The 23,063-nt window shown below is 33.1% G+C and carries 18 protein-coding genes; 10 read left to right on the top strand and 8 right to left on the bottom strand.

Annotated features, from left to right (window positions below; genetic code table 11):
• Positions 1 to 8: 8 nt before the first annotated feature.
• From AAGV33_RS00465 to AAGV33_RS00455, 3 genes are read right to left on the bottom strand one after another with little or no spacing between them, the layout of a single operon-like run.
• Complete coding sequence (locus AAGV33_RS00465) at positions 9 to 1,163, bottom strand: 5-(carboxyamino)imidazole ribonucleotide synthase (RefSeq protein WP_373389937.1); 1,155 nt, start codon at positions 1,161 to 1,163, stop codon at positions 9 to 11.
• A 57-nt stretch (positions 1,164 to 1,220) separates the two neighbouring features.
• Positions 1,221 to 1,772, bottom strand: a complete 552-nt coding sequence (locus tag AAGV33_RS00460) for a hypothetical protein (protein ID WP_373389936.1) — start codon at positions 1,770 to 1,772, stop codon at positions 1,221 to 1,223.
• A 50-nt stretch (positions 1,773 to 1,822) separates the two neighbouring features.
• Positions 1,823 to 3,097 carry a PQQ-dependent sugar dehydrogenase gene (locus AAGV33_RS00455; RefSeq protein WP_373389935.1) on the bottom strand — a complete coding sequence of 425 codons (1,275 nt, stop codon included), beginning with the start codon at positions 3,095 to 3,097 and terminating at the stop codon, positions 1,823 to 1,825.
• A 182-nt stretch (positions 3,098 to 3,279) separates the two neighbouring features.
• Between AAGV33_RS00455 and AAGV33_RS00450 the strand changes: the two genes are divergently transcribed.
• From AAGV33_RS00450 to obgE, 4 genes are all read left to right on the top strand, one after another.
• Positions 3,280 to 3,810, top strand: coding sequence for a phosphoribosyltransferase (locus AAGV33_RS00450; protein WP_373389934.1), 531 nt, complete (start codon positions 3,280 to 3,282; stop codon positions 3,808 to 3,810).
• Positions 3,811 to 3,893: 83 nt separating this feature from the next.
• On the top strand, positions 3,894 to 4,466 hold the full coding sequence (locus tag AAGV33_RS00445; RefSeq protein ID WP_373389933.1) for an adenylate kinase: 573 nt from the start codon (positions 3,894 to 3,896) through the stop codon (positions 4,464 to 4,466).
• Positions 4,467 to 4,552: 86 nt separating this feature from the next.
• Positions 4,553 to 5,824 carry a hemolysin family protein gene (locus AAGV33_RS00440; RefSeq protein WP_373389932.1) on the top strand — a complete coding sequence of 424 codons (1,272 nt, stop codon included), beginning with the start codon at positions 4,553 to 4,555 and terminating at the stop codon, positions 5,822 to 5,824.
• 146 nt (positions 5,825 to 5,970) lie between these two features.
• The gene (gene obgE / locus AAGV33_RS00435; protein ID WP_373389931.1) at positions 5,971 to 6,972 is read left to right on the top strand and encodes a GTPase ObgE; all 1,002 of its coding nucleotides are present in this window, start codon (positions 5,971 to 5,973) and stop codon (positions 6,970 to 6,972) included.
• Positions 6,973 to 7,053: 81 nt separating this feature from the next.
• On the opposite strand, the gene AAGV33_RS00430 is transcribed toward obgE, so the two are convergent.
• Both AAGV33_RS00430 and AAGV33_RS00425 read right to left on the bottom strand, forming a co-directional pair.
• Entirely contained in the window at positions 7,054 to 13,548 is a 6,495-nt protein-coding gene (locus AAGV33_RS00430) for an alpha-2-macroglobulin family protein (RefSeq protein ID WP_373389930.1), read from the bottom strand.
• 227 nt (positions 13,549 to 13,775) lie between these two features.
• The gene (locus AAGV33_RS00425; RefSeq protein WP_373389929.1) at positions 13,776 to 14,765 is read right to left on the bottom strand and encodes a glycosyltransferase family protein; all 990 of its coding nucleotides are present in this window, start codon (positions 14,763 to 14,765) and stop codon (positions 13,776 to 13,778) included.
• A gap of 140 nt (positions 14,766 to 14,905) precedes the next feature.
• Between AAGV33_RS00425 and AAGV33_RS00420 the strand changes: the two genes are divergently transcribed.
• Both AAGV33_RS00420 and AAGV33_RS00415 read left to right on the top strand, forming a co-directional pair.
• A complete protein-coding gene (locus tag AAGV33_RS00420; RefSeq protein ID WP_373389928.1) occupies positions 14,906 to 15,604 on the top strand; it encodes a tetratricopeptide repeat protein in 699 nt (232 codons plus the stop codon).
• Between the two features lie 40 nt (positions 15,605 to 15,644).
• Positions 15,645 to 17,000 carry a UDP-N-acetylmuramate--L-alanine ligase gene (locus AAGV33_RS00415; RefSeq protein WP_373389927.1) on the top strand — a complete coding sequence of 452 codons (1,356 nt, stop codon included), beginning with the start codon at positions 15,645 to 15,647 and terminating at the stop codon, positions 16,998 to 17,000.
• A gap of 41 nt (positions 17,001 to 17,041) precedes the next feature.
• Here the strand turns inward: AAGV33_RS00415 and AAGV33_RS00410 are convergent, their stop codons facing one another.
• Positions 17,042 to 17,647, bottom strand: a complete 606-nt coding sequence (locus AAGV33_RS00410) for a DUF1287 domain-containing protein (protein WP_373389925.1) — start codon at positions 17,645 to 17,647, stop codon at positions 17,042 to 17,044.
• A gap of 69 nt (positions 17,648 to 17,716) precedes the next feature.
• Here AAGV33_RS00410 and radC point away from each other — a divergent pair, with 69 nt between their 5' ends.
• From radC to AAGV33_RS00395, 3 genes are read left to right on the top strand one after another with little or no spacing between them, the layout of a single operon-like run.
• Positions 17,717 to 18,409, top strand: coding sequence for a RadC family protein (gene radC, locus AAGV33_RS00405; protein ID WP_373389924.1), 693 nt, complete (start codon positions 17,717 to 17,719; stop codon positions 18,407 to 18,409).
• A 9-nt stretch (positions 18,410 to 18,418) separates the two neighbouring features.
• Positions 18,419 to 19,111, top strand: coding sequence for a YjjG family noncanonical pyrimidine nucleotidase (locus tag AAGV33_RS00400; RefSeq protein ID WP_373389923.1), 693 nt, complete (start codon positions 18,419 to 18,421; stop codon positions 19,109 to 19,111).
• Positions 19,112 to 19,113: 2 nt separating this feature from the next.
• Positions 19,114 to 19,869, top strand: coding sequence for a hypothetical protein (locus AAGV33_RS00395; RefSeq protein ID WP_373389922.1), 756 nt, complete (start codon positions 19,114 to 19,116; stop codon positions 19,867 to 19,869).
• Positions 19,870 to 19,983: 114 nt separating this feature from the next.
• Here the strand turns inward: AAGV33_RS00395 and AAGV33_RS00390 are convergent, their stop codons facing one another.
• On the bottom strand, positions 19,984 to 21,261 hold the full coding sequence (locus AAGV33_RS00390) for a replication-associated recombination protein A (RefSeq protein ID WP_373389921.1): 1,278 nt from the start codon (positions 21,259 to 21,261) through the stop codon (positions 19,984 to 19,986).
• Between the two features lie 140 nt (positions 21,262 to 21,401).
• On the opposite strand from AAGV33_RS00390, the gene AAGV33_RS00385 reads away from it, so the two are divergent.
• Positions 21,402 to 22,169 (top strand): rhomboid family intramembrane serine protease, encoded by a 768-nt coding sequence (locus tag AAGV33_RS00385; RefSeq protein ID WP_373389920.1) that lies wholly within the window; start codon positions 21,402 to 21,404, stop codon positions 22,167 to 22,169.
• Positions 22,170 to 22,222: 53 nt separating this feature from the next.
• On the opposite strand, the gene rlmB is transcribed toward AAGV33_RS00385, so the two are convergent.
• Positions 22,223 to 22,957 carry a 23S rRNA (guanosine(2251)-2'-O)-methyltransferase RlmB gene (rlmB, locus tag AAGV33_RS00380; RefSeq protein ID WP_373389919.1) on the bottom strand — a complete coding sequence of 245 codons (735 nt, stop codon included), beginning with the start codon at positions 22,955 to 22,957 and terminating at the stop codon, positions 22,223 to 22,225.
• Between the last annotated feature and the right edge of the window lie 106 nt (positions 22,958 to 23,063).

The raw sequence follows: 23,063 nt of genomic DNA, 5'->3' as shown, positions 1-23,063 counted from the left end.
TATTCAATTTACTTACTAATTACTCTAATCGTATTCTTAACATCCTCAGCAATTTTTCGTGCTTCGGTCATGTTTTCATTTACAATAGTTACGTGTCCCATTTTTCTAAAAGGACGTGTTTCTTTTTTACCGTAGATGTGGGGTGTAACACCATACCATCCTAATATTTTTTCGATGTTCTGGTAGATTACATTTCCAGAGAAACCTTCTTCACCAACTAAATTAACCATAATTCCAGCTACTTTACTATCAGTATTTCCAAGCGGCAAATCTAAAATAGCACGCAAATGATTTTCAAATTGCGAAGTATAACTCGCTTCAATAGAATAATGTCCAGAATTGTGTGGGCGTGGAGCGACTTCATTAACTATAATTTCGTCATCTTCGGTTTGGAACATTTCAACCGCCAAAAGTCCAACATGATTGAAGTTTTGTGAAACATTCAATGCAATGGCTCTGGCTTTTTCGGCTACCTTTTCGTCTATTCGAGCAGGACAAATTACATATTCTACTTGGTTGGCTTCGGGATGAAATTCCATTTCTACCACTGGATACGTTTTGATTTCTCCTGATGGATTTTGGCAAACAATAACAGCCAATTCGTTCTTGAACTGAATCATTTCTTCAGCAATACATTCTACATTAGGAAGGCTGTCTAAATCTGCCATTTCGCGAATGATTTTTACGCCGTTTCCATCGTATCCAAATTCAGTACATTTCCATACAAAAGGCATTTTTATTTTAGCATCTAAAAGCGCTACCACAAGCGTTTTTAAATCCGAAAAACGTTTGTAGGGAGCGGTAGGAATATTATTTTCGGTATAAAAATCTTTTTGAGTTCCTTTATTTTGAATTTTTCTCAGCGTTTTTGGAGAAGGATAGACTTTTAAACCCTCGCTTTCTAGTTTTTCTAAAGCTTCCAAGTTAACCAATTCGATTTCGAAAGTAAGTACATCGACTAATTTTCCAAATCGATAAACGGTATCAAAATCCATTAAGTCTCCTTTAAAAAACTGGTTGCAAGCCACTCGGCTAGGAGCTTCGTCGCTTGGATCTAAAACGTAAGTTTGTATGTCAAATTTTCTGGTGTCGAATAACAGCATTTTACCTAATTGTCCGCCTCCCAGAATTCCTAATTTAAAATCAGAAGAAAAATAATTCATTTGTGTCAAAAGTTTATTGGCAGCAAAGATACTTTTAAATGGTTAAAAAGGAAAATGCTATTTTATTTTCTTCAACACTTCCCGTGCCACCGCTTTGTAAGCAGCAGAATGATTTGCATAATCTTTACCGACAATGATTTGAAGTTCAGGATGAATCCAGTTGTAATGCTTTCCTAAAACATACAAAGTTCGTATCGAATACGCTTTTGTAGCCACTTTTGTGTCATTTATAAGCCAGTCAAAAGAAGTTTCAATTATGTTTTGAAGATTTTCTTCGGAAAGTATAATATTATTTTTGTCTTTCTTATAATGTGCATTTACTAACAACTGAACCACTTTTGCAATGGGTCTAAGAGAACTTTCATCTGTTAAATGTTTAAGATTCTCACAGATAAAATCAAGATAAGGCTGTAGCCAAATCAATTCTTTGTAAGAGACAAATTCTAAAATCCAACAGGCTTTATGATTATTCTTACCAGAAGGAGAAAAGCAAATCGAAATTAATTCGTCAAAATAATTTTTATTATCTAAAATATACTGGGCAATTATAAGCCGGTCTTCGCGGTAGGCTTTTAAATGTTCCAGTTTTGACTGAAGTTCAGAGGCCATTTTTTAATTAAAATAAATAATTAAACGATAATAATTTAAGTTCACCACTATTATTTGTTAGCAGTAACTTTCCAAATTGTATTTCCACTGTCATCATTTACTAAAAGCGATCCGTCATTCATAACGGTAACTGCAACAGGGCGTCCATACACTTCTGCTTTTTCTTCATTGGCAATAAATCCAGTTAAGAAATCTTCTGGTTTTCCGGAAGGTTTTCCATTTTCAAAAGGAACAAAAACTACTTTGTACCCCGTTATTTTAGCTCGATTCCAAGAACCGTGTTGTCCCACAAAAGCACCATTTTTATATTTTGCAGGGAATTTATCTTTGTCATAAAATGCTAATCCTAGAGAAGCGGTGTGAGGACCAACAGAAACATCGGGTACTATTGCTTTTGCAGCCAGATCTTTGTGAGCTCCTTCCATTCTCGGGTCTAAATTATTTCCATAATAGGAATAAGGCCAACCGTAGAAACCATTCTTTTTTACACTTGTAATGTAATCTGGAACTAAATCATCACCTAAATCATCACGTTCATTCACAGCAGTCCAAAGTTCATTGTTTGCAGGATTCCAGTCCATTCCTACAGGGTTTCTAAGTCCAGCAGCATAAATTATTTCTCCTGTTCCATCAGGGTTTATTTCTAAAATGTTAGCACGGCGAATTTCTTTATCCATTCCGTGTTCTGCCACATTACTTGCGGAACCTACAGAAATATAAATTTTTGTTCCGTCAGCATTGGCAATTAAATTTCTTGTCCAGTGATTGTTATAGCCTCCTGCAGGAAGTTCAAGGATTTTCACCCCTTTGGTTTCTAATTTTAATGGATTGTTTTTGTAAGGGTAGCGATATAATCCATCTGTGTTAGCAATGTAGAAAAAATCATTTAAGACCAGCATTCCAAAAGGTTTATTAAGACCAGAAATAAAAACATTGCGGGTTTCGAATGTTCCGTCATTATTGGTATCACGAAAAATGGTAATTTGATTTTTACTTGATTTTGTACCACTTTCAACGACAAAAATATCTTTGTTCGGAGCAATATAAGTCCAGCGCGGATTCTCTAAATTGTCAGCAAATTTTGTTACGGTAAAACCTTGCGGTGCTTTTGGAGTCATTCCTTCGGGCCATTTTACAACACTACTGTTCTTAGTAACTGATTCTGTAGCATAGGGTGGAGGTAACGTAAGATCGCCTACCGCAGTTTTAACTACAATTGGAGGCTGCTCTGCTAATTCTTCCTTTGTTTCTTTTTTTACCTTGCCGTTGCAAGCCGTTAAGAGTATTATTGATGCTACTGAAAATATTTGGATTGCTGTTTTCATTATTTATTTTTTGATTAAAACTATGAAAAGTCAATTTAGTTAATTCTAAAAGATTTGATGAAAAATATTTATGAAATTAAGTGATATTTAACATTTTATGTAAAAAACAGACAGAGTTTATTTTGATACTCAGGTTTAGTTGTAATATTGTATCTTTGCGCATTATTTTAAAATAAAAAATAATGATTCAACTTCACGATAAACAATTTGTTCCGTTTATTTCTGCCGAAGAAATTGACTTTGCTATCCAGAAAATGGTAACTCAAATTGAAGCTGATTTTGTTGATGAAATTCCAGTTTTTATTGGTGTTTTGAACGGTTCTTTTATGGTGGTTTCCGACTTTGTAAAAAGTTATAAAAAACCCTGTGAAGTGAGTTTTGTGAAAATGGCTTCTTATAACGGAATGGCTTCAACCAATGAGGTGAAAGAATTAATCGGTTTGAATCAGGATTTAGCGGGACGTTCGGTTGTGGTAATTGAAGACATTATTGATACGGGACATACGATTGTTGAATTGAAAGCATTGTTTAAGGAACAAAACTTAAAACATTTTAAAATAGCTACTCTTTTTTTTAAGCCAGAAGCCTATAAAAAAGACGTGAAAATCGATTACATTGGAATTTCAATTCCAAATAAATTTATAGTAGGTTTTGGTTTAGACTATGATGGTTTAGGTCGAAATTTACCAGAAGTATATCAATTAAAAGATTAGAAAAAAGTAATACATGTAAGAGTTTATTGAAGAAGATTAGAAATCTTTGAATCACTAAATTTTTAAATTTTAAATTAAATTTTATGACTAACATTGTTTTATTTGGGAAACCAGGAGCAGGAAAAGGAACTCAGGCTGAGTTTTTAAAAGGAAAATATAACTTGACTCATCTTTCAACAGGTGATATTTTTAGATTTAATATCAAAAATGAAACTGAATTAGGAAAACTGGCGCAAACGTACATTAATAATGGTGGTTTAGTTCCTGATGAAGTGACAATTAAAATGTTGCAAAGTGAAGTAGAAGCTAATCCAGATTCGGCAGGTTTCTTATTTGATGGTTTTCCAAGAACAATTGCACAGGCAGAAGCATTAGACGCTTTTTTAGCAACTAAAAACGAAAAAATTACAGCTACCGTTGCATTAGAAGCTGATGATGAAATTCTTGTGGCAAGATTGTTAGAAAGAGGAAAAACTTCTGGAAGAGCGGATGATCAGGACGAAGAAAAAATTCGTAACAGATACCAGGAATACAATGAGAAGACAGCCCCACTTATTGGGTTTTATAAAGAGCAAAATAAATTTTATGCCGTAAACGGTATTGGAACAATTGCTGAAATTACAGAGCGTTTAAGTAACGTAATTGACAATTTATAATTACAAACGGTTGAGTTTAAAGTTTAATGTCGCTAAAATTATTTTAGCGACATTAAACTTTAAATTTTTAAACTAGAAACATACCTATGGAACTATTAATTATTCTTTTTTTGATTCTACTCAACGGAGTTTTTTCGATGTCTGAAATTGCTTTAATTTCGGCTAGAAAATCAAGGCTTGAAAGTTCAGCTAAAAAAGGAAATACGAGTGCACAAACAGCACTAGATTTGGCTAATTCGCCAAATAAGTTTTTATCAACGGTTCAAATCGGGATAACATTAATTGGTATCTTAACGGGTATTTTCAGTGGTGATAAAATCACATCAGATGTAGAGATTTTTATTTTGGAATTTGATGTTTTAAAATCTCAAGCTCATTCTATAGCAGTTGGAATTGTGGTGGTGGTTTTGACTTTTTTCTCTTTGGTATTAGGTGAATTAGTACCTAAAAGAATTGGACTAAATTATCCGGAAACAATAGCAAAAACAGTTGCTATGCCCATGAAAATTGTTTCTATTGTTACTGCACCTTTTATTTGGTTATTAACTCATTCTACTGAATTTTTATTAAGAGTACTTCAAATTAAGCCTTCGGCAGACGGAAAAGTAACCGAAGAAGAAATTAAGGCAATTATTAAAGAAGGAACCGAAGGAGGAGAAGTTCAGGAAATTGAACAGGATATTGTAGAGCGCGTTTTTCATATTGGAGACCGTAAAGTAAATTCGTTGATGACGCATAGAAAGTCGGTAGTTCTATTGCCGTTGAATTCGAATAAAAGTCAGGTAAAAGAGTTTATGCTTCAAGAATTACATTCTTTTTATCCAGTGTATAAGGATAATTTTGATGATATAGTAGGTGTTGTAAGTCTAAAAAATATTTTTGCTACTATTGAAAAAGAAGATTTCAATTTACAAAGTATTATGACAGAAGCACCATATTTAATGGAACATACTACGGCTTATACTGCTTTGGAAAACTTTAAAAAGACAGGAATTCATTATGCAATTGTAGCTGATGAATATGGGGTTTTTCAAGGAGTGATTACATTGAATGATATTTTAGAAGCATTGGTTGGAAATGCTTCTGATTTTTATAAAGAAGATTTCCAATTAATTGAAAGAGAAGATGGGAGTTGGTTAATTGACGGACATTATTCCTTACACGATTTCTTGACTTATTTTGAATTAGATGATTTGTTAAGTGATTACGATGTGACTACACTTAGCGGATTAATCATGACCGAATTGTCGCGTATTCCAAAAGAAGGAGAAAAATTGCATTGGCATAGATTTGAATTGGAAGTGATCGATATGGATGGTGCGAAGATTGATAAAGTAATGGTGAAAGCCTTAAAATAAAAGTATTCAGTGTTCAGGTTTTTAGTTGGTAGTTTTTGCGATTAAAATATTGAACATTGGTAATAAATAAAAATAGGTTATGAGTTATGGGTTATGAGTAAGCAGTGTTACTCATAACCCATAACTCATAACTCAAAACTTAAATTATGACAGAAGGAAATTTTGTAGATTACGTAAAAATATTTGTTTCATCCGGAAAAGGAGGGAAAGGTTCTACGCATTTACATAGAGAAAAGTTCATCCAGTATGGAGGGCCAGATGGTGGTGATGGTGGTCGTGGAGGACACGTTTATTTAGTTGGAAATAAAGCATTGTGGACTTTGTTTCACTTGAAATTTGCACGTCATATTAAAGCCGGTCACGGTGGAGACGGTGGAGGCGATAGAAGTACAGGAGCTGATGGAGATGATAAATATATCGAAGTGCCTCTGGGGACTGTCGTAAAAGATAAAGAAACAGGTGAAGTTTTGTTTGAAATTACGGATCACGGTGAGAAAAAAATTCTTTGCTTAGGAGGTAAAGGTGGTTTAGGAAACTGGCATTTTAGAAGTTCGACTAATCAAACGCCCAGATATGCCCAACCAGGTTTAGTTGGTGTAGAAATGGACGTGATTTTGGAACTGAAAGTTTTGGCCGATGTTGGTTTAGTTGGTTTTCCAAATGCTGGAAAATCTACTTTATTGTCGGTTTTGACTTCGGCTAAGCCAAAAATTGCCGATTATCCATTTACTACCTTAAAACCAAATTTAGGAATTGTAGCATATAGAGATTTTCAATCGTTTGTAATTGCCGATATCCCTGGAATTATCGAAGGAGCAGCGGAAGGAAAAGGATTAGGACATTATTTTTTACGACATATTGAACGAAACTCAACCTTGTTGTTTCTTGTTCCTGTTGATACGCCCGATATTAAGGGGGAATATGATATTTTGGTTAACGAATTGACCAAATACAATCCTGAGATGTTAGACAAAGAGCGCCTTTTAGTAATCTCTAAATGCGATATGCTGGATGATGAATTGAAAGCCGAATTGAAAAAGGAGCTGGATGTGTCGTTCAAAGACATTCCTTATATGTTTATTTCTTCTGTTGCCCAACAAGGATTAACAGAATTAAAAGACAAACTTTGGAAAATGTTGAATGACTAAATAGCATTTTCACAAGATATAAAAACCACTAATAAAATTGAATTTGTTAGTGGTTTTTTTGGTTAAAAAGGGTATAAACAACTACTTTACCTGAACTCGAATTCCTTTAGTATGACTGGTGAATTCTGGAGCGTACATACTTTGTATGGTCGTTACTCCATTTGAAAAATCACCACTATTGTTTACTCTTACATCATATTCTAAGACATAGACGCCTTTGTTTATTCTATCAAAAAAGAAATGCGTAGCGGCGTCTTTAGTGCTTTTGTAAAAAGCCAGCCCTTCTTTGTAATCATAAGAAGATAATGCGTCTTCAGGTTCGAAGCAGGAAGCACGCAAATCTTTTAAGTGTACAAATTCCATGTTTTCTTTTGTTGTAATGATAAGTCTAACAGTAACCAAATCGCCAATTTGTAACGGATTTTTGGTTGTTATTTTCTGTAAAGTCATTCCGTTAGCTGCGTTTTTCTTTAAATGTAATTCTTTCGAAACCGAAAGTGTGTTTGTATCATCTGTTTTTATTTTATCCAAGTCTTCAAAATACTGCCAATACACTCCGCCGTATCCGGGAACTTTCGATTTGTTTTGAATGTTGGTGGTTGCCATTTCCTTTTTAATTTCGTTGGCTTTCCAGTTGAGTTTTAAATAGCCTGTTTCTGACTCTTTCTCGTTTTCGGATAGTTTCTTAGTCAGCAATTTTTCTTCTCCTACTTTTATAATTGTATTGTCCTTAACACTCAACCAATCAGAACCTTGTAAAAGCAAAGCATATATGGCTTCGGTTGTAGATTTGGTCGTTGGCCAGTTTTTGGTCTGTTTGTTTTTTAACAACCACACTTTCATTGCATCCACCGATTTGTTGTCGTTTGTAATTTCGGAGAAAGCTTCAATAAGCAAGGCTTGGGTTTCAATAGGAGCTTGGTACCAATACCAACCTGCTTTGTTTTCGATCCAATACATACCCCAATCTTCATTGTTTGATGCTGTTTCTTTCAAGCTTTCTAAGATTTTTTTCGCTGCTTCTCTTTCACCAAAACGATTTAGAGTCAAAGCTGCCAATCCTTTTTCGTAAAGAGAATAGTTTGACCACTCTTTTTTAGCGATTTCGAGATATAATTTAGTTGTTTTTTTCAACGAATCCGAAAGCGGATAATTTTCTAAATAGAAACTTCGGGTGTATAAATAATGTAAATCGATATTTGGGTTAATCCAAATCAATTTGTCAGTTGGTTTTAGATTCTTAGTTCTTGTTTTATGGGAGTTTAAAAATTTACCATCTAAAAACGGAATCCCAGTTTTAGCGATAGAATTAATTTTAGATTCATTGTTTGCGCTTTTATCCAATTTGGATAAATGTCCTAAACCTGCCAAAATATGTCTGCTAATGTATTCGTTTTCTCTGTCGCCATCAAACCAGGCGAAACCACCCGATGCACTTTGTTTTTGTTTTAATTGGTTAAAAGTAGCTTCTTGTGAGTTTTTCATCTTTTCTAAATCGAATAGAAATGCTAATTTGCTTTTTTTCTCGGTCTCGGTTTGTGTATCGTTTAACCAAGGTGTTTCAGCAAGAATAATCGATTTTAATTCTTCATTTTCTTCGAGTTTAGCATTTAGTTTTCCATTTTTTCTCCAATTTTCGAATAAAGCAGCAATTTTAGGATTACTCGAAATAATTTTGGAAGCCAAGGCATTAGCATAAAAACGGGCAAAAGTTTGTTCGGCACATTCGTGTTCATATTCCATCAAATAGGGTAGCGATTGTAGAGCCAGCCAAGTTGGGTTAGAAGTATATTCTAATGTAAACTGATGATTTTTAAAACTTGTGGAATTGTTGTTTTTTAGATTTTCGAAAGTATAACTTTTGCTTGAATTTTCACGAACCCAAATCGGTCTGTTTTCAGTAACGAGCATGTTATTGGTTAAAACAGGAAGGATGTTTTCTTCGCCATCCGAATAATTTACAGCCTTTGCAACAATTCGATATTGAACGCCTTGCAAGCCTTCTGGAATACTAATTTTCCATGTTGCCGTTGTATTTCCAAAAGCGATGATGTTAAAATTTCGAACGTTTTTTGCGTTCAACATTTTGCTATCAATAGGCTGCATAGTAGTAGCGTCAAAAAACTGTAATTGCGCAATTCCAGTTTTAGTTTGATTAGTCATATTGGCAATTTTTGCACTAATAACAATCGTATCTTTTTCTCTTAAAAAACGAGGGAAATTAGGTAAAAGCATCAGCTCCTTTTGGGTGACAACAGTTTTTTCTAAATAAGCCGAAACAGCACTTTTATTGTGTGCCAATAATCTAAGTTTCCATGAAGTTAAAGCTTCAGGCGATGTGAAATTGAAAGAGATTTTTCCTTTCGAATCTGTTTTTAGATTAGGATAAAAGAAAGCGGTTTCCGAAAGATTTTTTCGTGCTGTTACCTGTGTTAAGGCTTCCAATCCTTTTTTGGTTGTGATGATAATTACACCGTTGGTGGCTTGATTACCATAATTAGCCGTTGCCGAAGCATCTTTTAAAATATCTATTGAAAGAATATCAGTTGGATTAAAATTTTTCAGACTTCCTGCTGGGACTATTTCTCCGTCAATGATGTATAGGGGCTGGTTGTTTGGGTCGTAGCTAGTCGATAATCCTCTAATTTGTATACTAACGGCTCCTCCTGGTTGACTAGAAACACCAGCCACTTTTCCCTGTAGTGCTTCCTCGAATGTTACGGGTTGTGTTTCTCGAAGTTTATCTCCACTAATAGAGGAAATAGATCCTACTAAATCTTTTCTTTTCTGAGTTCCATAACCCACTACGACTACTTCTCGTAAACTATTGCTAGATTCTTCTAATTGAACATTAATCAATTTAGAATTAACTAAAACTCCTTTAGACATGAATCCAATATAAGAAAAAACTATTTTTTCACCTTTAGCTGCTTCTATTTGATAATATCCTTTAAAATCAGTTATAGTACTTCGTTGAGTTCCTTTTATGAAAATACTTACACCTAATAAAGGAATCTTTCCGTCAGTAACAATTCCTGAAATCATTTTGACATTGGCAGGTTTTTTAGCTTTTTTATTCAGTTGTTTTTGATACTCCATTTGTTGATAATTGGAATCTGAATTATTGAAATCAAATCCAAACCACATTAGTTGCGTTTCTTCATTAGTAAGTGAAAGAGATTGTGAAAAGTGATTCAAATTTCTAAAAGTGCTATAAATTTTATCGAAACCAAAGGATGTTTTGTAGTGGCCGTGATTATTATTGTACTCATAAAATGCTAATCCGTTCCAATTCTTTTTAGTAAATTGATCTAAGGAGCTATCGTACATCGAAGCCAGAACTTCTGCTTCTTGTTGACTATTGGTTGCTTTTAATTGAAACGACCAGTTTTCAGTGCTTCCAGGCTGTATTTTGTTTCTAAAACTTTCAATACTAAACTCTAATTTAGGTTCCTTTTCTTTTTCTAAGAGGACTTCAATTCCATCGTAATAAAGACTATTTTCAAAAACAGTCTGAAAACTTAACTGTAATTTGTTTTCGAATTCTTTTAGCAACGGAATTTTGATAATGGTTTCATTGTTTGTCAAGTGAAAGGTATTATCAAAGTACGTTTTACTATTATAATTTCCAGTAGTACTAATGTAAAGATTTGGAATAATCGAAATCAGTTTTACCAGTACAAAACCATCTTTTTTAGGGTTTGAATTGACTTGGGTCGCGGTAAACAACTTGCTTAAATTGTATTTGTCATTGCTTTGAATTAAACGGAAATTAGCTTGCGTTTTAATGTTATTGTCGAAAGCATCTTTAGCCGAGAAGATCACTTTATAATCTCCGGATTTGTGGTTCGAAATAAAATCAAGTATCAATTTTTTATCTGTTGCTGTATCCACTTTTTTAGAAAAAACTAATACTTCTGTCAGACTGTCAGCAACTGTTTTGGTATTGTTTTCATAAGGAAATAATTGTTCGAATTCTTCATCAGTAATACTTTCTATTTCTGGTTTTTCCCAAATTCTGGGTTTGAATTTGTTAATTAATGGTCTAACATAATAAATCTTAATTTCGCCCTTGGTAGCTAAAAATGCACCGTTGAGATTTGTACTGGAAAAGCGTATTTCATTTTTGTTTTTGGTTTCAATTTGATTTGGAATTGTTGCCGAAAGTACTAAATCATGATAACCTACTTTTATAATGGTATTTGCGGAATGAGTTTCTCCGTTAATATCAGTTACTGTTGCTTGAATAGTATATTCAAAAACAGGTAAATTCTCTTTTTCTGCGTTTTTAAAAGGAACTGCCTTAAAATCAATCTTAAATTTTCCTGAAGCATCCGTGATGGTTTCGGCTGTAGCCAAATTTTTTGAAGCTTCCGAGTTATAATAATTGGAATTACAAACTACTGTATAACTCACTTTAGCATCAGTAATGTTACTTCCCGCAAAAGCTTTAGCAATTCCTTTTACTTGTATATTTTGATTGATTCGGTATGATTTAGTTATAGGTTCAAAACGAACTTCAAATTTAGGACGTTTGTATTCCTCTACTTTAAAACTAATTTCAGAATATTCAAAAGTTACAACATCCCAAAACGGATGTTCATCTTCTACTTTATTATAAATAGCGTCTTTTTCATAATCATCAGGTTCGTCAGCTTCTATTCTAAAATTGCCAGTTAATCCAGTTTTTGACAATACAAATTCTCCTGAAAAAGAACCAAATTCATTGGTGGTAACTTCAAATTCTTTAAAATCATTGTTATTGACATCTTTCACTGTAATTTTGAAAGAAGTTTGTGCAACAATAGCTGTTGTGTTTCCTTTTTTTTGAAAAGCAATTCCTTTGTAATATACTGTCTGTCCCGGACGATAAATGGCTCGATCTAAATAAAATTCTACTTTTCCTTTGGTGTTTTCGTCATCCGTTGCATCGTATTCATTGTAATAAGCCGAATAGTTTTTAGTAACTAAAAGGGTGTCATTGGCAGTTGTCAATAAGATAGGTTTATAATTCTTATGGTTTTTCTCTTTGGTGTAAGAAGCCAAACCATTTTTATCTGTTTTAATAGTTTGATTTAATAATTTGATGCTAACATTTTCAAGCGGTTTTCCTGTTTTTCGATCTAAAATTTGAAAGGTTTCAGTATTATCTTTTTGCGAAGCCAAAACAGATAGATTCGTGATGCTAATGGTTTCGTAGGCAAATGCTTTTTTGTTTTCTATATCGGAATCACTTTCAAAATAAGCTAAATAATTACCCGTTTTAAGTTGCGGCAAAAGTACTTCGGTGGAATATTCAAAATAATCTTTTTTGTTTAAAAGAGGATAGTTTTTAGTAATTACCGTTTTTTGATTTTTAATGATTACATCAGCTAAGCTATCTTTTGGATAGGATGAATTTCTGAATTGTTCTGCTTGATTGTGATTAATTTCATAGAAAGAAATAGCTACATGATTCACGTTTTTATAAGCTATAAAAGCTCTGGTATTTTCGTCCGAATAACTTTGTTTTTGCATTTGAATCGAAAGAGATTTCGAAACTATATCTTGCTTTTTTTGAACGGCTTGTTTATACGAATTAGAAATGTTGTTTATTCTAATTATGCTGTCAAGTATTGCTACTGCCTGTATGTTGCAATCAGGACACCTTTCTCTAGAAGCTTGATTACTCAAAATAACAGCTTTGTCCAATTGAATTTTTTGTGTTAAAAGAGTGTCTTTTGCTAATTTTTGAAGACGTTTTAATGTACTTAAGTAAACTTCATTGCTGTCTATTAAATAGGTCGCACAAAATTGAATACGCTCCAACTGATTTGCTAATGAAGGACTGTTTTTCTCTTTTATTTGCAATAATTTAAGTGTTCTTTTAAGGTATTTATCCGTAATAAAATCGAAATTATTTTTTACAAAGTATTCGGAATTTCCAAATAAAGAATCTTTTAAAGCTACAAATTCACTTTTTTTAATACGCCATTGCTCTATTTTTTGAGTATAAAAAGCAATTTTTTCTTGGAGTAAATAATCAAATAGATTCTGTTTTTTGAATTTTTCTTGATCAAAATAATCAAAAATTGCTTCATAACCTTTTAATGGAGTTGCTTTTAAAATGTTCTCGTTTTCTAATGTTTTTTTTAAAGCAGAATTGATTTTAGTGGTAAAATCGTTTTCTGTCCAAGTCATAAATTGCTTATTTATACTTGCGGTATTTGTCCTATTTCTAATAGTGTGATTGTTTCGATTGAAATAATCATTCAAACATTTGGCATGAACTAAATTTAAAATTGATTTTGATGGAATAGACGCACGATTGATTTCTTGGTTTAGATTGTCTAAAATTTTGGTTTGTGCGTTTTCATCAACTACTTGTAAGTATTTTGATTGATAGAAAAAGCATTTTATAATTTGGGGTTCATTTTTTTGACTAACGGCTTTCTTGTATATCCCATCGACTATTTTACTAGCCGATTTTATCTTTCCTGATTTTTCGTGGTCTATTACCTTATCCCAGTTTTTTTGGAAGTTTTGTGCAAAAACTGAAGTCGAAATCAATACTAGAAGTAAGAAGAGTTTTTTCATAAGAACTATTTTTATCTATAGAGAACCTTTTACTGAAAAAGGTTGGAAATGATGTGAAAAATAGTGCTAAAAGTAGATTTTTAATTTGAATAAGTGGTTGTTTTTGTAGGTTTATTTTTGGTTAAAATGAAGTTAATCCTGTTTGCCAATGTTTTCGACTTCGTTCGAACTAACAAATCAGTAAATTACAAATCATTAATAGTTAAAAAAACAATCGAAATTTTCTCTCATTGTTTATATGTATCAAACAAAAATTGTAAAGTTTCAGGAATGTTGTTGGCTTGCATTTTTGGATAGATAATATCCTGATTGAGCCAGTTTTCTATAATGGTTTCGAAATTTTTTCCTGCTTCATAAACCACTGGAACTCCCATTTTTTTTAAGGCAGCTGCATTGCATTCTTGTTCGTAATGATTTTTTATAGGAATAGAAAGTATTTTTTTCTCTAAATGTAAGGCTTCGGCTGGAGTTTCAAAACCACCGCCCGTGATGATGCCTTCACAAGTAATTAAGCTCTCGTTGAATTTTTTCTGATTCACTGGAAAATAAGTAATATTCCCAATGGTATGTTTGAACTCTACTCCTTGTAAAAACCAGTGAAATTGCACATCTTTTACTTTGTTAAACGCTTTTTCAAGACAGTCTTTGTCGAATGAAGGCAAATAAACGGTGATGTGTTTTAAGTTGGTGGGTTCAGCTTGAACAATCTCGTCTTTGATGATGGGAGGAAGAATAAAAGAATCGTATTTTTCAAAATGTAAGCCAATATTTTTAGGAGATGGCGCATAATGTTTCAGAATCATTTCGCCCATTAAACTCTTTTTCTCTGGTCTTGGAGTATTGGTCGAAATAAAACTCGCCTGATGTCCTAATTGCACCGAATGTACTTTTTGCATTTTGCAAGCAAGAGAAGTAATGGAATCAAAATCATTGATGATAACATCATAATTTTTTAACGGAAGTGCATCGGCATCTTTGTAAATTTGGCGAGGTTTGATGTTTTTGGCAATGTCCCAATAATTTAATCCGCCACATTTGCTGTAATGCAAACTACAACCTTTGCTCTTGAATTTTATAGGTAATTTGATGTCTAGAGTAGCATTGTTTCCGCTTAAAAAGAAATCGACAGTCCCAAATTTTTGTAGATAAGGATACAATTGTGTTGCTCTACTAATGTGCCCATTTCCTGTTGCCTGAATGGCATAGAATATTTTCATGTTTCCAAATTTTCATTATACGAAAGTATATCTGAGATGTTATTATAAGGTTGTTTTAAGATTTCTATTAGGTTATTATTTATGCTTATTATAAGACATAAAGTTTTTATAATCCTTTTTAATTTCCTTATTTTTGGAAAATGAAACACTTCCTACTAGTATTTTTTTTATTTCCAATATTGGTTTTTTCTCAGGTAAATCTGGAGAAGGCCCAACAGTTATTTGATGATGGAAAATTTGAACAAGCCAAGCCTGTATTTGAAGCACTGTTGAAAAAAAATCCATCCAATATAAAAATCATGGAATATTTAGGAGACATTGCAGGACGCACTAAAGACTGGGATGAAGCCTTATCGTATTACGGAAAATTAAAAAAAATAAAACCTTCTGAAGCCGATTTTTATTTTAAATACGGTGGTGTTTTAGGAATGAAAGCTTTAGAGGTCAATAGATTCAAAGCATTAGGGATGATTGATGAAGTGCGAAGCAATTTCGAAAAAGCAATTCAATTAAATCCAAAACACATTGAAGCCAGATGGGCTTTGATAGAATTGAACCTTCAATTGCCGGGAATTTTAGGTGGAAGTGAAAAAAAAGCGATAAAATATTCTAACGAATTGTTGCAAATTTCATCCGTTGATGGCTATTTGTCCCGAGGGCATATTGAAGAATATTTTAAAAGATATACAAAGGCAGAGCAACTTTATAAAAAAGCAATTACTGTGGGAAATTCGAAAAAAACCTATCAAAAGTTGGCTAATTTGTACGCCAATAAAATGAAATCGCCCGAAAAGGCACAAGCGGTTTTAGAAGAATTTAAAAAGAAAAACGAAAATTAATTAAGGAAAATAAAACTTACGCACAAGCGAATATCTAAATATGAAAACACATTTTATTGCCATTGGCGGAAGCGCTATGCACAATTTGGCTTTAGCACTCCACAATAAAGGATATCAGGTTACAGGAAGCGATGATGCTATTTTTGAACCTTCAAAATCCCGTTTAGATAAAAAAGGAATTTTACCAGCTGAACTAGGATGGTTTCCTGAAAAAATCACTGCAGATATTGAAGCTGTAATTTTAGGAATGCACGCAAAAGCTGACAATCCTGAGTTGTTAAAAGCACAGGAATTAGGTTTGAAAATTTATTCTTATCCTGAGTTTTTATACGAGCAATCAAAAAATAAAACTCGTGTAGTTATTGGTGGTTCTCATGGAAAAACAACTATTACTTCTATGATTTTGCACGTTATGCATTACCATGATATTGAAGTAGATTATATGGTTGGGGCACAATTAGAAGGTTTTGATACCATGGTGCATCTTACCGAAGAGAATGATTTTATGGTTTTAGAAGGTGATGAATATTTGTCTTCGCCAATTGACAGACGACCAAAATTTCATTTGTATCAACCCAATATCGCTTTGATTTCTGGAATTGCCTGGGATCATATTAATGTGTTTCCAACGTATGAAAACTATGTGGAGCAGTTTGAGATTTTTATTGATAAAATCACCAATGGTGGAATTTTAGTTTACAACGAAAATGATTCAGAAGTAAAACGTGTTGCCGAAGCAGCAACAAATCCGATTCGAAAAATAGCCTATCATACACCAAATTATAAAGTAGATAACGGAACAACCTTATTAGAAACTCCCGAAGGCGATATGCCAATTACCGTTTTTGGAGCGCATAATTTGAATAATTTGGCTGGAGCCAAATGGATTTGCCAAAATATGGGTGTGGATGAAGCTGATTTTTACGAAGCAATTGCGAGTTTTAAAGGCGCTTCAAAACGTTTGGAAAAAATTGCTGAAAGCAAAACAAAAGTAGCTTATAAAGATTTTGCCCATTCGCCATCTAAGGTTTCAGCAACCACAAAAGCGGTTAAAGAACAATATCCAGATAGAACGGTAGTGGCTTGTTTAGAATTGCATACTTATAGCAGTTTGAATGCTGAATTCCTAAAAGAATATGAAGGTGCATTAGCTTATGCAGATACAGCAGTGGTTTTTTATTCGCCTGATGCGGTAAAAATTAAACAATTAGAAGAAGTAACTTATGAGCAAATTGCCAAAGCCTTCAATCGTGAAGATTTGATTATTTATACTAATCCTGCTGAGTTCAAAGAATATCTTTTCAATTTAAATCTGGATAATTCCGCTTTATTATTAATGAGTTCAGGAAATTATGGCGGATTGAATTTTGATGAGGTAAAAGGGTTGATTGGGTAAAAACAAAAAAGCATCCATTTCAATTTCAAAATGGATGCTTTTTATTTTACATATTTAAAATGTCCAACAATGGTGTAGCTGAATAAACAATCTTCTAAAACTTGTCCATTTCCTACATTGTGAACAATCAGGTTTCGTTTGCCATCTTTTGATTTTCGATTGGTTACAATGCCAATATGAGGAAGTTTATTGTTAATCAGCCAAGTCACGATTTCTCCAGTTTTATAATCGCTTGCGTTTTTTGAAACGGCTAATTTTGTTCCTTTTCTTTCAAAGAAAACTTCAAGATTGGGAACTCTACGATGGTCAATATTAGTATCCGTTTTTGTCATTCGCCATTTTTTTAAATTGGGATATTTCGAAAAATGAGATTTCATATCTTCGTGTACTTCTTTTTGTAAATCAATACCCAATTTTCGATACGCTCGAATAATAACATCGGTACAAACTCCTTTGTTTTTAGGAATATCGCCATTTGGATATTTTATACCAAAATAAGAAGGATCATAAATTATGTTTGGGTCAATAATAGCAAGGGCTGCATCGGATAGTTTGGTGGCAAATGGTTTGCTGGCAGTTTGAAGTTGTGCTTTGGATTCGTTCGTTATAAACGAAATTATAAATAAGAATAAATAAATTGACTTCATATTTTTTTATCTTTAATCAAAATAACGTTACTTTTACTTTTGTAGTATAATTATTTATAAATAAATTCAGTGGAACAAACTAATTTCCCCATTACCAATTGGTCCGAAGACGATAAGCCGAGAGAGAAATTAATGTTCAAAGGCAAAAGTGCTTTAAGTGATGCCGAGTTAATTGCTATTTTGATTGGTTCAGGAAGCAGGAACGAATCGGCGGTTGATTTGAGTAAAAGGATTTTAGCCAGTGTAGCTCATAATTTGAATAGTCTGGGCAAATTGTCAATGGCGCAATTGATGGAGTTTAAGGGAATAGGCGAGGCAAAGGCGATTTCGATAATTGCTGCAATGGAGTTGGGAAGGCGAAGAAGAGCAGAGGAAGCCGTCGAATTAACTAAAATCACTTCAAGTAAGACGGTTTTTGAAATTATGCAACCCATTATTGGCGAATTGCCGCATGAGGAATTTTGGATTTTGTATTTGAATAATTCCAACAAAGTCATTTCGAAAGTACAAATGAGTATTGGTGGAATTACGGGAACAATTGTAGATGTGCGTTTGGTTTTTAAAATGGCGCTCGAAAAAGGTGCAACCGCTTTAATATTATGTCACAATCATCCGTCGGGGACTTTGGTTCCAAGCGATGCCGATAAACAAATTACCAAGAAATTAAAAGTTGCAGGTGATAGTTTAGATGTTAAAGTTTTGGATCATTTGATTGTAACAGAGACAAAATATTTTAGTTTTGTGGATGAAGGGATTTTTTAAAAAGTAGAAATGAGAATTGATAATATAAAAGATGTTTTTTTTGATTTAGATCATACCCTTTGGGATTTTGATAAAAATTCTAAAATTACTTTTGAAAGTATTTTTGCTAATAAGCATCCGTCAGTTAGTATTGATTTGTTTATTGAAAAGTATATTCCAATTAATCAATCTTGCTGGAAATTGTATCAGTATGATAAAATAACACATCAGCAATTGCGTTACGATAGATTGAAATTGTCTTTTGATGCTATAAATTATGAAATTTCAGATCCAGAAATTGATCTTATTTCACAAGAATACATTGATTTGTTGACTGAAAATAATCATCTTTTTGATGGCACTTTTGAGATTTTAGATTACTTAATGGGTAAATATAAGTTGCATGTTATTACCAATGGTTTTGCTCATGTCCAAGTCAAGAAACTTACCAATGCTAATTTAAATCCTTATTTTTCGACAATTACAAATTCAGAAATGGCAGGAGTTAAAAAGCCGAATCCTATTATCTTTGAATTTGCTTTAGATTTGGCTAAAGCCAAAAAAGAAACAAGTATAATGATTGGCGATTCAATAGAAGCAGATGTTTTAGGCGCATTAGATGCAGGAATTGACGCTATTTATTTTAACGAAAGTAAATTGGCTGTAGCCAATAATAATATTAAACAAATCAATCATTTATTAGAACTTAAAAACTATTTATAACCATGAAAAAACTATTTTTATTTTTTTTATTGCTCGTTTCCAGTTTGGGTATTGCGCAATCTTTGAACGACTATAAAACGGTAGTCGTGCCTTTAAAATTTGAATTCTTAAAATCAGAAAATCAATATAGATTAGCTACACTTTCTAAATTTAATTTGAACAAAGTAGGTTTTGATGTATATTATTCTAATCAGGTTGTCCCAAGTACCATTGACAGATGTGCTGTTTTGAATTATGATGTTGTGAAAGATAGTGGGTTTTTAACAACAAAACTGTACATCACTTTTAAAGATTGTTTTGGTAAAATTGTATACCAGTCAGAAGTTGGAGTGAGTAGAGAAAAAGAATTTCAATTGGCTTATACAGATGCTTTAAATAAAGCATTTGCATCCATTTATGAATTAGAATACCAATACAACGGCGGAACAAATGTTGCAATGGCTGAAAAGCCCGCAAAAGTTGAAGAAGTAAAACAATCAGTGCCAGCTACAGCTGTGGCTACAACTGAAGTTGTAATAAATAAGGCTATTGATCCAAATGAATTGCTTTTTGCACAACCATTGGCGGGAGGAAATTATCAGCTTATTGATAGTAAACCAACTGTGATAATGAAGCTTTTTAAAACTTCAGATGCTAATTCTTTCCTAGCTCAAAAAGGAAGTCAACAAGGAGTATTGATTAAAAAAGAAAACCAATGGTTTTTTGAATATTATCAAAACGATCAATTAGTTTCCGAAAAAGTAAACGTTAAGTTTTAGTTCAGATTTCAGATTTCAGATTTCAGATTTCAGATTTCAGATTAAGAATGTTAATCATCTAATCTGGAATCTGTTTTTTTACTTCTAACTTCTAACTCCCTGCTTCCAACTTCTTCAATAACCATATTTGTCTTTCCAACGGTTTTTAAGAAATTCACGAGTCGAATTTTCTCTTGAATTATTTCCCGGAACATAAATTGGTGTGTTTTCTATTTCCTTGGGTAAATATTCTTGTTCGGCAAAATTATTAGCATATTCGTGCGAATATTTATAATTTTCTCCATAACCTAATTCTTTCATCAACTTAGTTGGTGCATTGCGTAAATGGATTGGAACTGATAAATCCCCTGTTTGTTTTACAATTTGCTGTGCCGTATTAATTGCCATATACGAAGCATTGCTTTTAGGTGAAGTTGCTAAATAAATAGCGCATTGACTCAGTAAAATTCGGCTTTCTGGATAACCAATAGTGGTTACTGCCTGAAACGTATTGTTAGCCATAATTAAGGCAGTAGGATTAGCATTTCCAATATCTTCACTAGCCGAGATAAGCAATCTTCGGGCAATAAATTTTACATCTTCACCACCTTCAATCATTCGGGCTAGCCAATAAACAGCGCCATTAGGATCGCTTCCGCGAATGGATTTGATAAAAGCCGAAATAATGTCATAATGTTGTTCGCCACTTTTGTCATACAACACCGTATTTTGTTGCACCAATTCAAGCACACGATTGTTTGTAATGACAATTTCGTCTTCAGCCGATGCATTTACGACCAATTCGAAAATATTCAATAGTTTGCGTCCATCACCGCCTGAAAGTCGCAATAGCGCTTCAGTTTCTTCTAATTGGATATTCTTAGTTTGCAAATAAGTATCCGTTTTCATGGCTCTAGCTAAAAGAGATTCTAAATCTGCTTTGGTAAAAGCATTCAAAGTATAAACCTGACAACGCGAAAGTAGTGCGGGAATAACTTCAAAACTAGGGTTTTCGGTTGTAGCACCAATGAGTGTAATCCAACCTTTTTCGACTGCTGCCAATAAGGAATCCTGTTGTGATTTGCTAAAACGATGAATCTCATCAATAAACAAAATTGGATTTTTGGCAGTGAAAAGTCCGCCACTTTGTTTGGCTTTTTCAATTACATCGCGAATGTCTTTCACGCCCGAATTGATGGCGCTTAAGATAAAAAATGGACGTTGCGATTCCTGCGCAATAATTTGAGCTAAAGTCGTTTTTCCTGTTCCCGGTGGTCCCCAAAATATTAATGACGGAATAATTCCTTTGGCAATTTGTTGCGTCAAAGATCCGTTGGGACCAACCAAATGCGATTGACTGATGTATTCGTCTAATTTTTGCGGGCGTATGCGTTCTGCTAGTGGTGCTTCCATTTTTTTAAATCTGAAATCAAATTTAGGATTTTATAACTATCAAATCAACAAATATCCCAATTACCGATTTAACTTTATGACAAAATAGCATTATATTGTATTTGGTTACATAATTGATTGTACTGTTTTAAAGTAATAAAATGGACAAAGATTTCAAATTTACAAATGCGGTTATAGGGCTTCCACTTTTTTTTGTGTTATTCCTGTGGTTTGTGTATTGGATAGAAATTCGTTTTCATTTTGATTTCGTAGAAAACGGGATTTATCCTCGCACTTTTTCAGGATTGCAAGGTGTAATTTTTAGTCCTTTTATTCATTCTAATTTGAACCATCTTTATAATAATTCCATTCCGCTTTTAGTTTTGCTGGCTGCTTTACAGTTTTTTTATTCGAAACAATCCATCCAAGTTGTTGGTTATGGTATTTTGTTTTCAGGGATTTTAACCTGGATGATTGGAAGAGAAAGTTACCATATTGGTGCCAGTGGATTAATTTATGTGTTGTTTGCGTTTATTTTCTTTAAAGGAATTATGACTCAATATTATCGTTTAGTGGCTTTGTCTTTGGCAATAATTACAGTTTACGGTGGAATGATTTGGTATGTTTTTCCAAAAGTAGATGATAAAATTTCTTGGGAAGGACATTTGGCAGGTTTTATTACTGGTTTTGTTTTGGCTCTATTGTATCAAACGCCTGAGTTTAAAAAAGTACCAAAATACGAATGGGAAATGCCAGATTATAATCCAGCGGAAGATAAATTCATGCAGCGATTTGATGAAAATGGCAATTTTGTAAATCTATCCGTAATTGATACTGAAGAGGAAATACAGTCTTATTATTCATCTAATTTTGATGTTAATTATGATATTGTAACAAACGAAAAAAACGAATCAAAACCTGAGTCTTAATTCGTTTTTATATTTTCTGAAATCTGAAATCTAAATTCTGCGTTCTAAAATCTTTAGCTTCTTTGTCTTACCACTTCATATAAAAAAGCGCCACAAGCTACAGATACGTTCAAAGAACCTATGGTTCCAAACATTGGAAGTTTAGCTTTTTTGTCTACAATTTTTAAAACGGATGGATTTACTCCACGATCTTCAGAACCCATGATAATTGCAACCCCTTCATTTAGATTAACGTTGTAAATCGTATCGTCTGTTTTTTCAGTAGCCGCAACGGTTTTGATTCCGCTTCCTTGCAAAAGAAAAATAGCATCTTTAATATGCTCTACTTTACAAATCGGAATATTAAAAACTGCACCAGCCGATGTTTTAACCGTATCGCCATTTACAGGAGCTGATCCTGATTTTTGGATAATGATTCCATTTACTCCAGTACATTCGGCAGTTCTGATAATAGCGCCAAAATTACGGGCATCAGAAATTTGGTCAAGTACTAAAAATAATGGTTTTTTTCCGTTTTCAACTACGGTTTCTATCAAAGCTTCTAAATCAAAAAAGGAAATAGGAGAGATGGTAGCTACTGCACCTTGATGGTTATTAGGAGTAAGTTTGTTTAGTTTTTCAACAGGAACATACGAGAAATTTACATTAGCACGTTTCATGACTTTCATTAAGTCTTTCATCAATTCGCCAGAGGCTTCTTTTTGAATATAAACTTTGTCTATTGTTGAACCCGCTTGAATTGCTTCAATAATGGCTCTAATCCCGAATATTTGATGTTCTTTTTCCATGGCGCAAATATATAAAAAAAACCGCTCAAATTCTGAGCGGTTTTTAGAGTGTTTTAATTTTATTTAAGTAAATGGATGCATAAAGTCATAAAGAGCTATTTTTCCA

Source organism: Flavobacterium magnesitis (assembly GCF_041729735.1).
GTDB classification, from domain to species: Bacteria; Bacteroidota; Bacteroidia; order Flavobacteriales; family Flavobacteriaceae; genus Flavobacterium; species Flavobacterium magnesitis.
The sequence above is the reverse complement of the archived record's forward strand: the minus strand, read 5'-3'. Positions and strand labels throughout refer to the sequence as shown.

Coding starts and splice junctions, on each gene's coding strand:
- AAGV33_RS00415 (WP_373389927.1), top strand. CDS start 15,645: ATGAAAACACATTTTATTGCCATTGGCGGAAGCGCTATGCACAATTTG.
- AAGV33_RS00455 (WP_373389935.1), bottom strand. CDS start 3,097: ATGAAAACAGCAATCCAAATATTTTCAGTAGCATCAATAATACTCTTA.
- AAGV33_RS00400 (WP_373389923.1), top strand. CDS start 18,419: ATGAGAATTGATAATATAAAAGATGTTTTTTTTGATTTAGATCATACC.
- AAGV33_RS00395 (WP_373389922.1), top strand. CDS start 19,114: ATGAAAAAACTATTTTTATTTTTTTTATTGCTCGTTTCCAGTTTGGGT.
- rlmB (WP_373389919.1), bottom strand. CDS start 22,957: ATGGAAAAAGAACATCAAATATTCGGGATTAGAGCCATTATTGAAGCA.
- AAGV33_RS00445 (WP_373389933.1), top strand. CDS start 3,894: ATGACTAACATTGTTTTATTTGGGAAACCAGGAGCAGGAAAAGGAACT.
- obgE (WP_373389931.1), top strand. CDS start 5,971: ATGACAGAAGGAAATTTTGTAGATTACGTAAAAATATTTGTTTCATCC.
- AAGV33_RS00465 (WP_373389937.1), bottom strand. CDS start 1,163: ATGAATTATTTTTCTTCTGATTTTAAATTAGGAATTCTGGGAGGCGGA.
- AAGV33_RS00450 (WP_373389934.1), top strand. CDS start 3,280: ATGATTCAACTTCACGATAAACAATTTGTTCCGTTTATTTCTGCCGAA.
- AAGV33_RS00420 (WP_373389928.1), top strand. CDS start 14,906: ATGAAACACTTCCTACTAGTATTTTTTTTATTTCCAATATTGGTTTTT.
- AAGV33_RS00440 (WP_373389932.1), top strand. CDS start 4,553: ATGGAACTATTAATTATTCTTTTTTTGATTCTACTCAACGGAGTTTTT.
- AAGV33_RS00410 (WP_373389925.1), bottom strand. CDS start 17,647: ATGAAGTCAATTTATTTATTCTTATTTATAATTTCGTTTATAACGAAC.
- AAGV33_RS00425 (WP_373389929.1), bottom strand. CDS start 14,765: ATGAAAATATTCTATGCCATTCAGGCAACAGGAAATGGGCACATTAGT.
- AAGV33_RS00430 (WP_373389930.1), bottom strand. CDS start 13,548: ATGAAAAAACTCTTCTTACTTCTAGTATTGATTTCGACTTCAGTTTTT.
- AAGV33_RS00390 (WP_373389921.1), bottom strand. CDS start 21,261: ATGGAAGCACCACTAGCAGAACGCATACGCCCGCAAAAATTAGACGAA.
- AAGV33_RS00385 (WP_373389920.1), top strand. CDS start 21,402: ATGGACAAAGATTTCAAATTTACAAATGCGGTTATAGGGCTTCCACTT.
- AAGV33_RS00460 (WP_373389936.1), bottom strand. CDS start 1,772: ATGGCCTCTGAACTTCAGTCAAAACTGGAACATTTAAAAGCCTACCGC.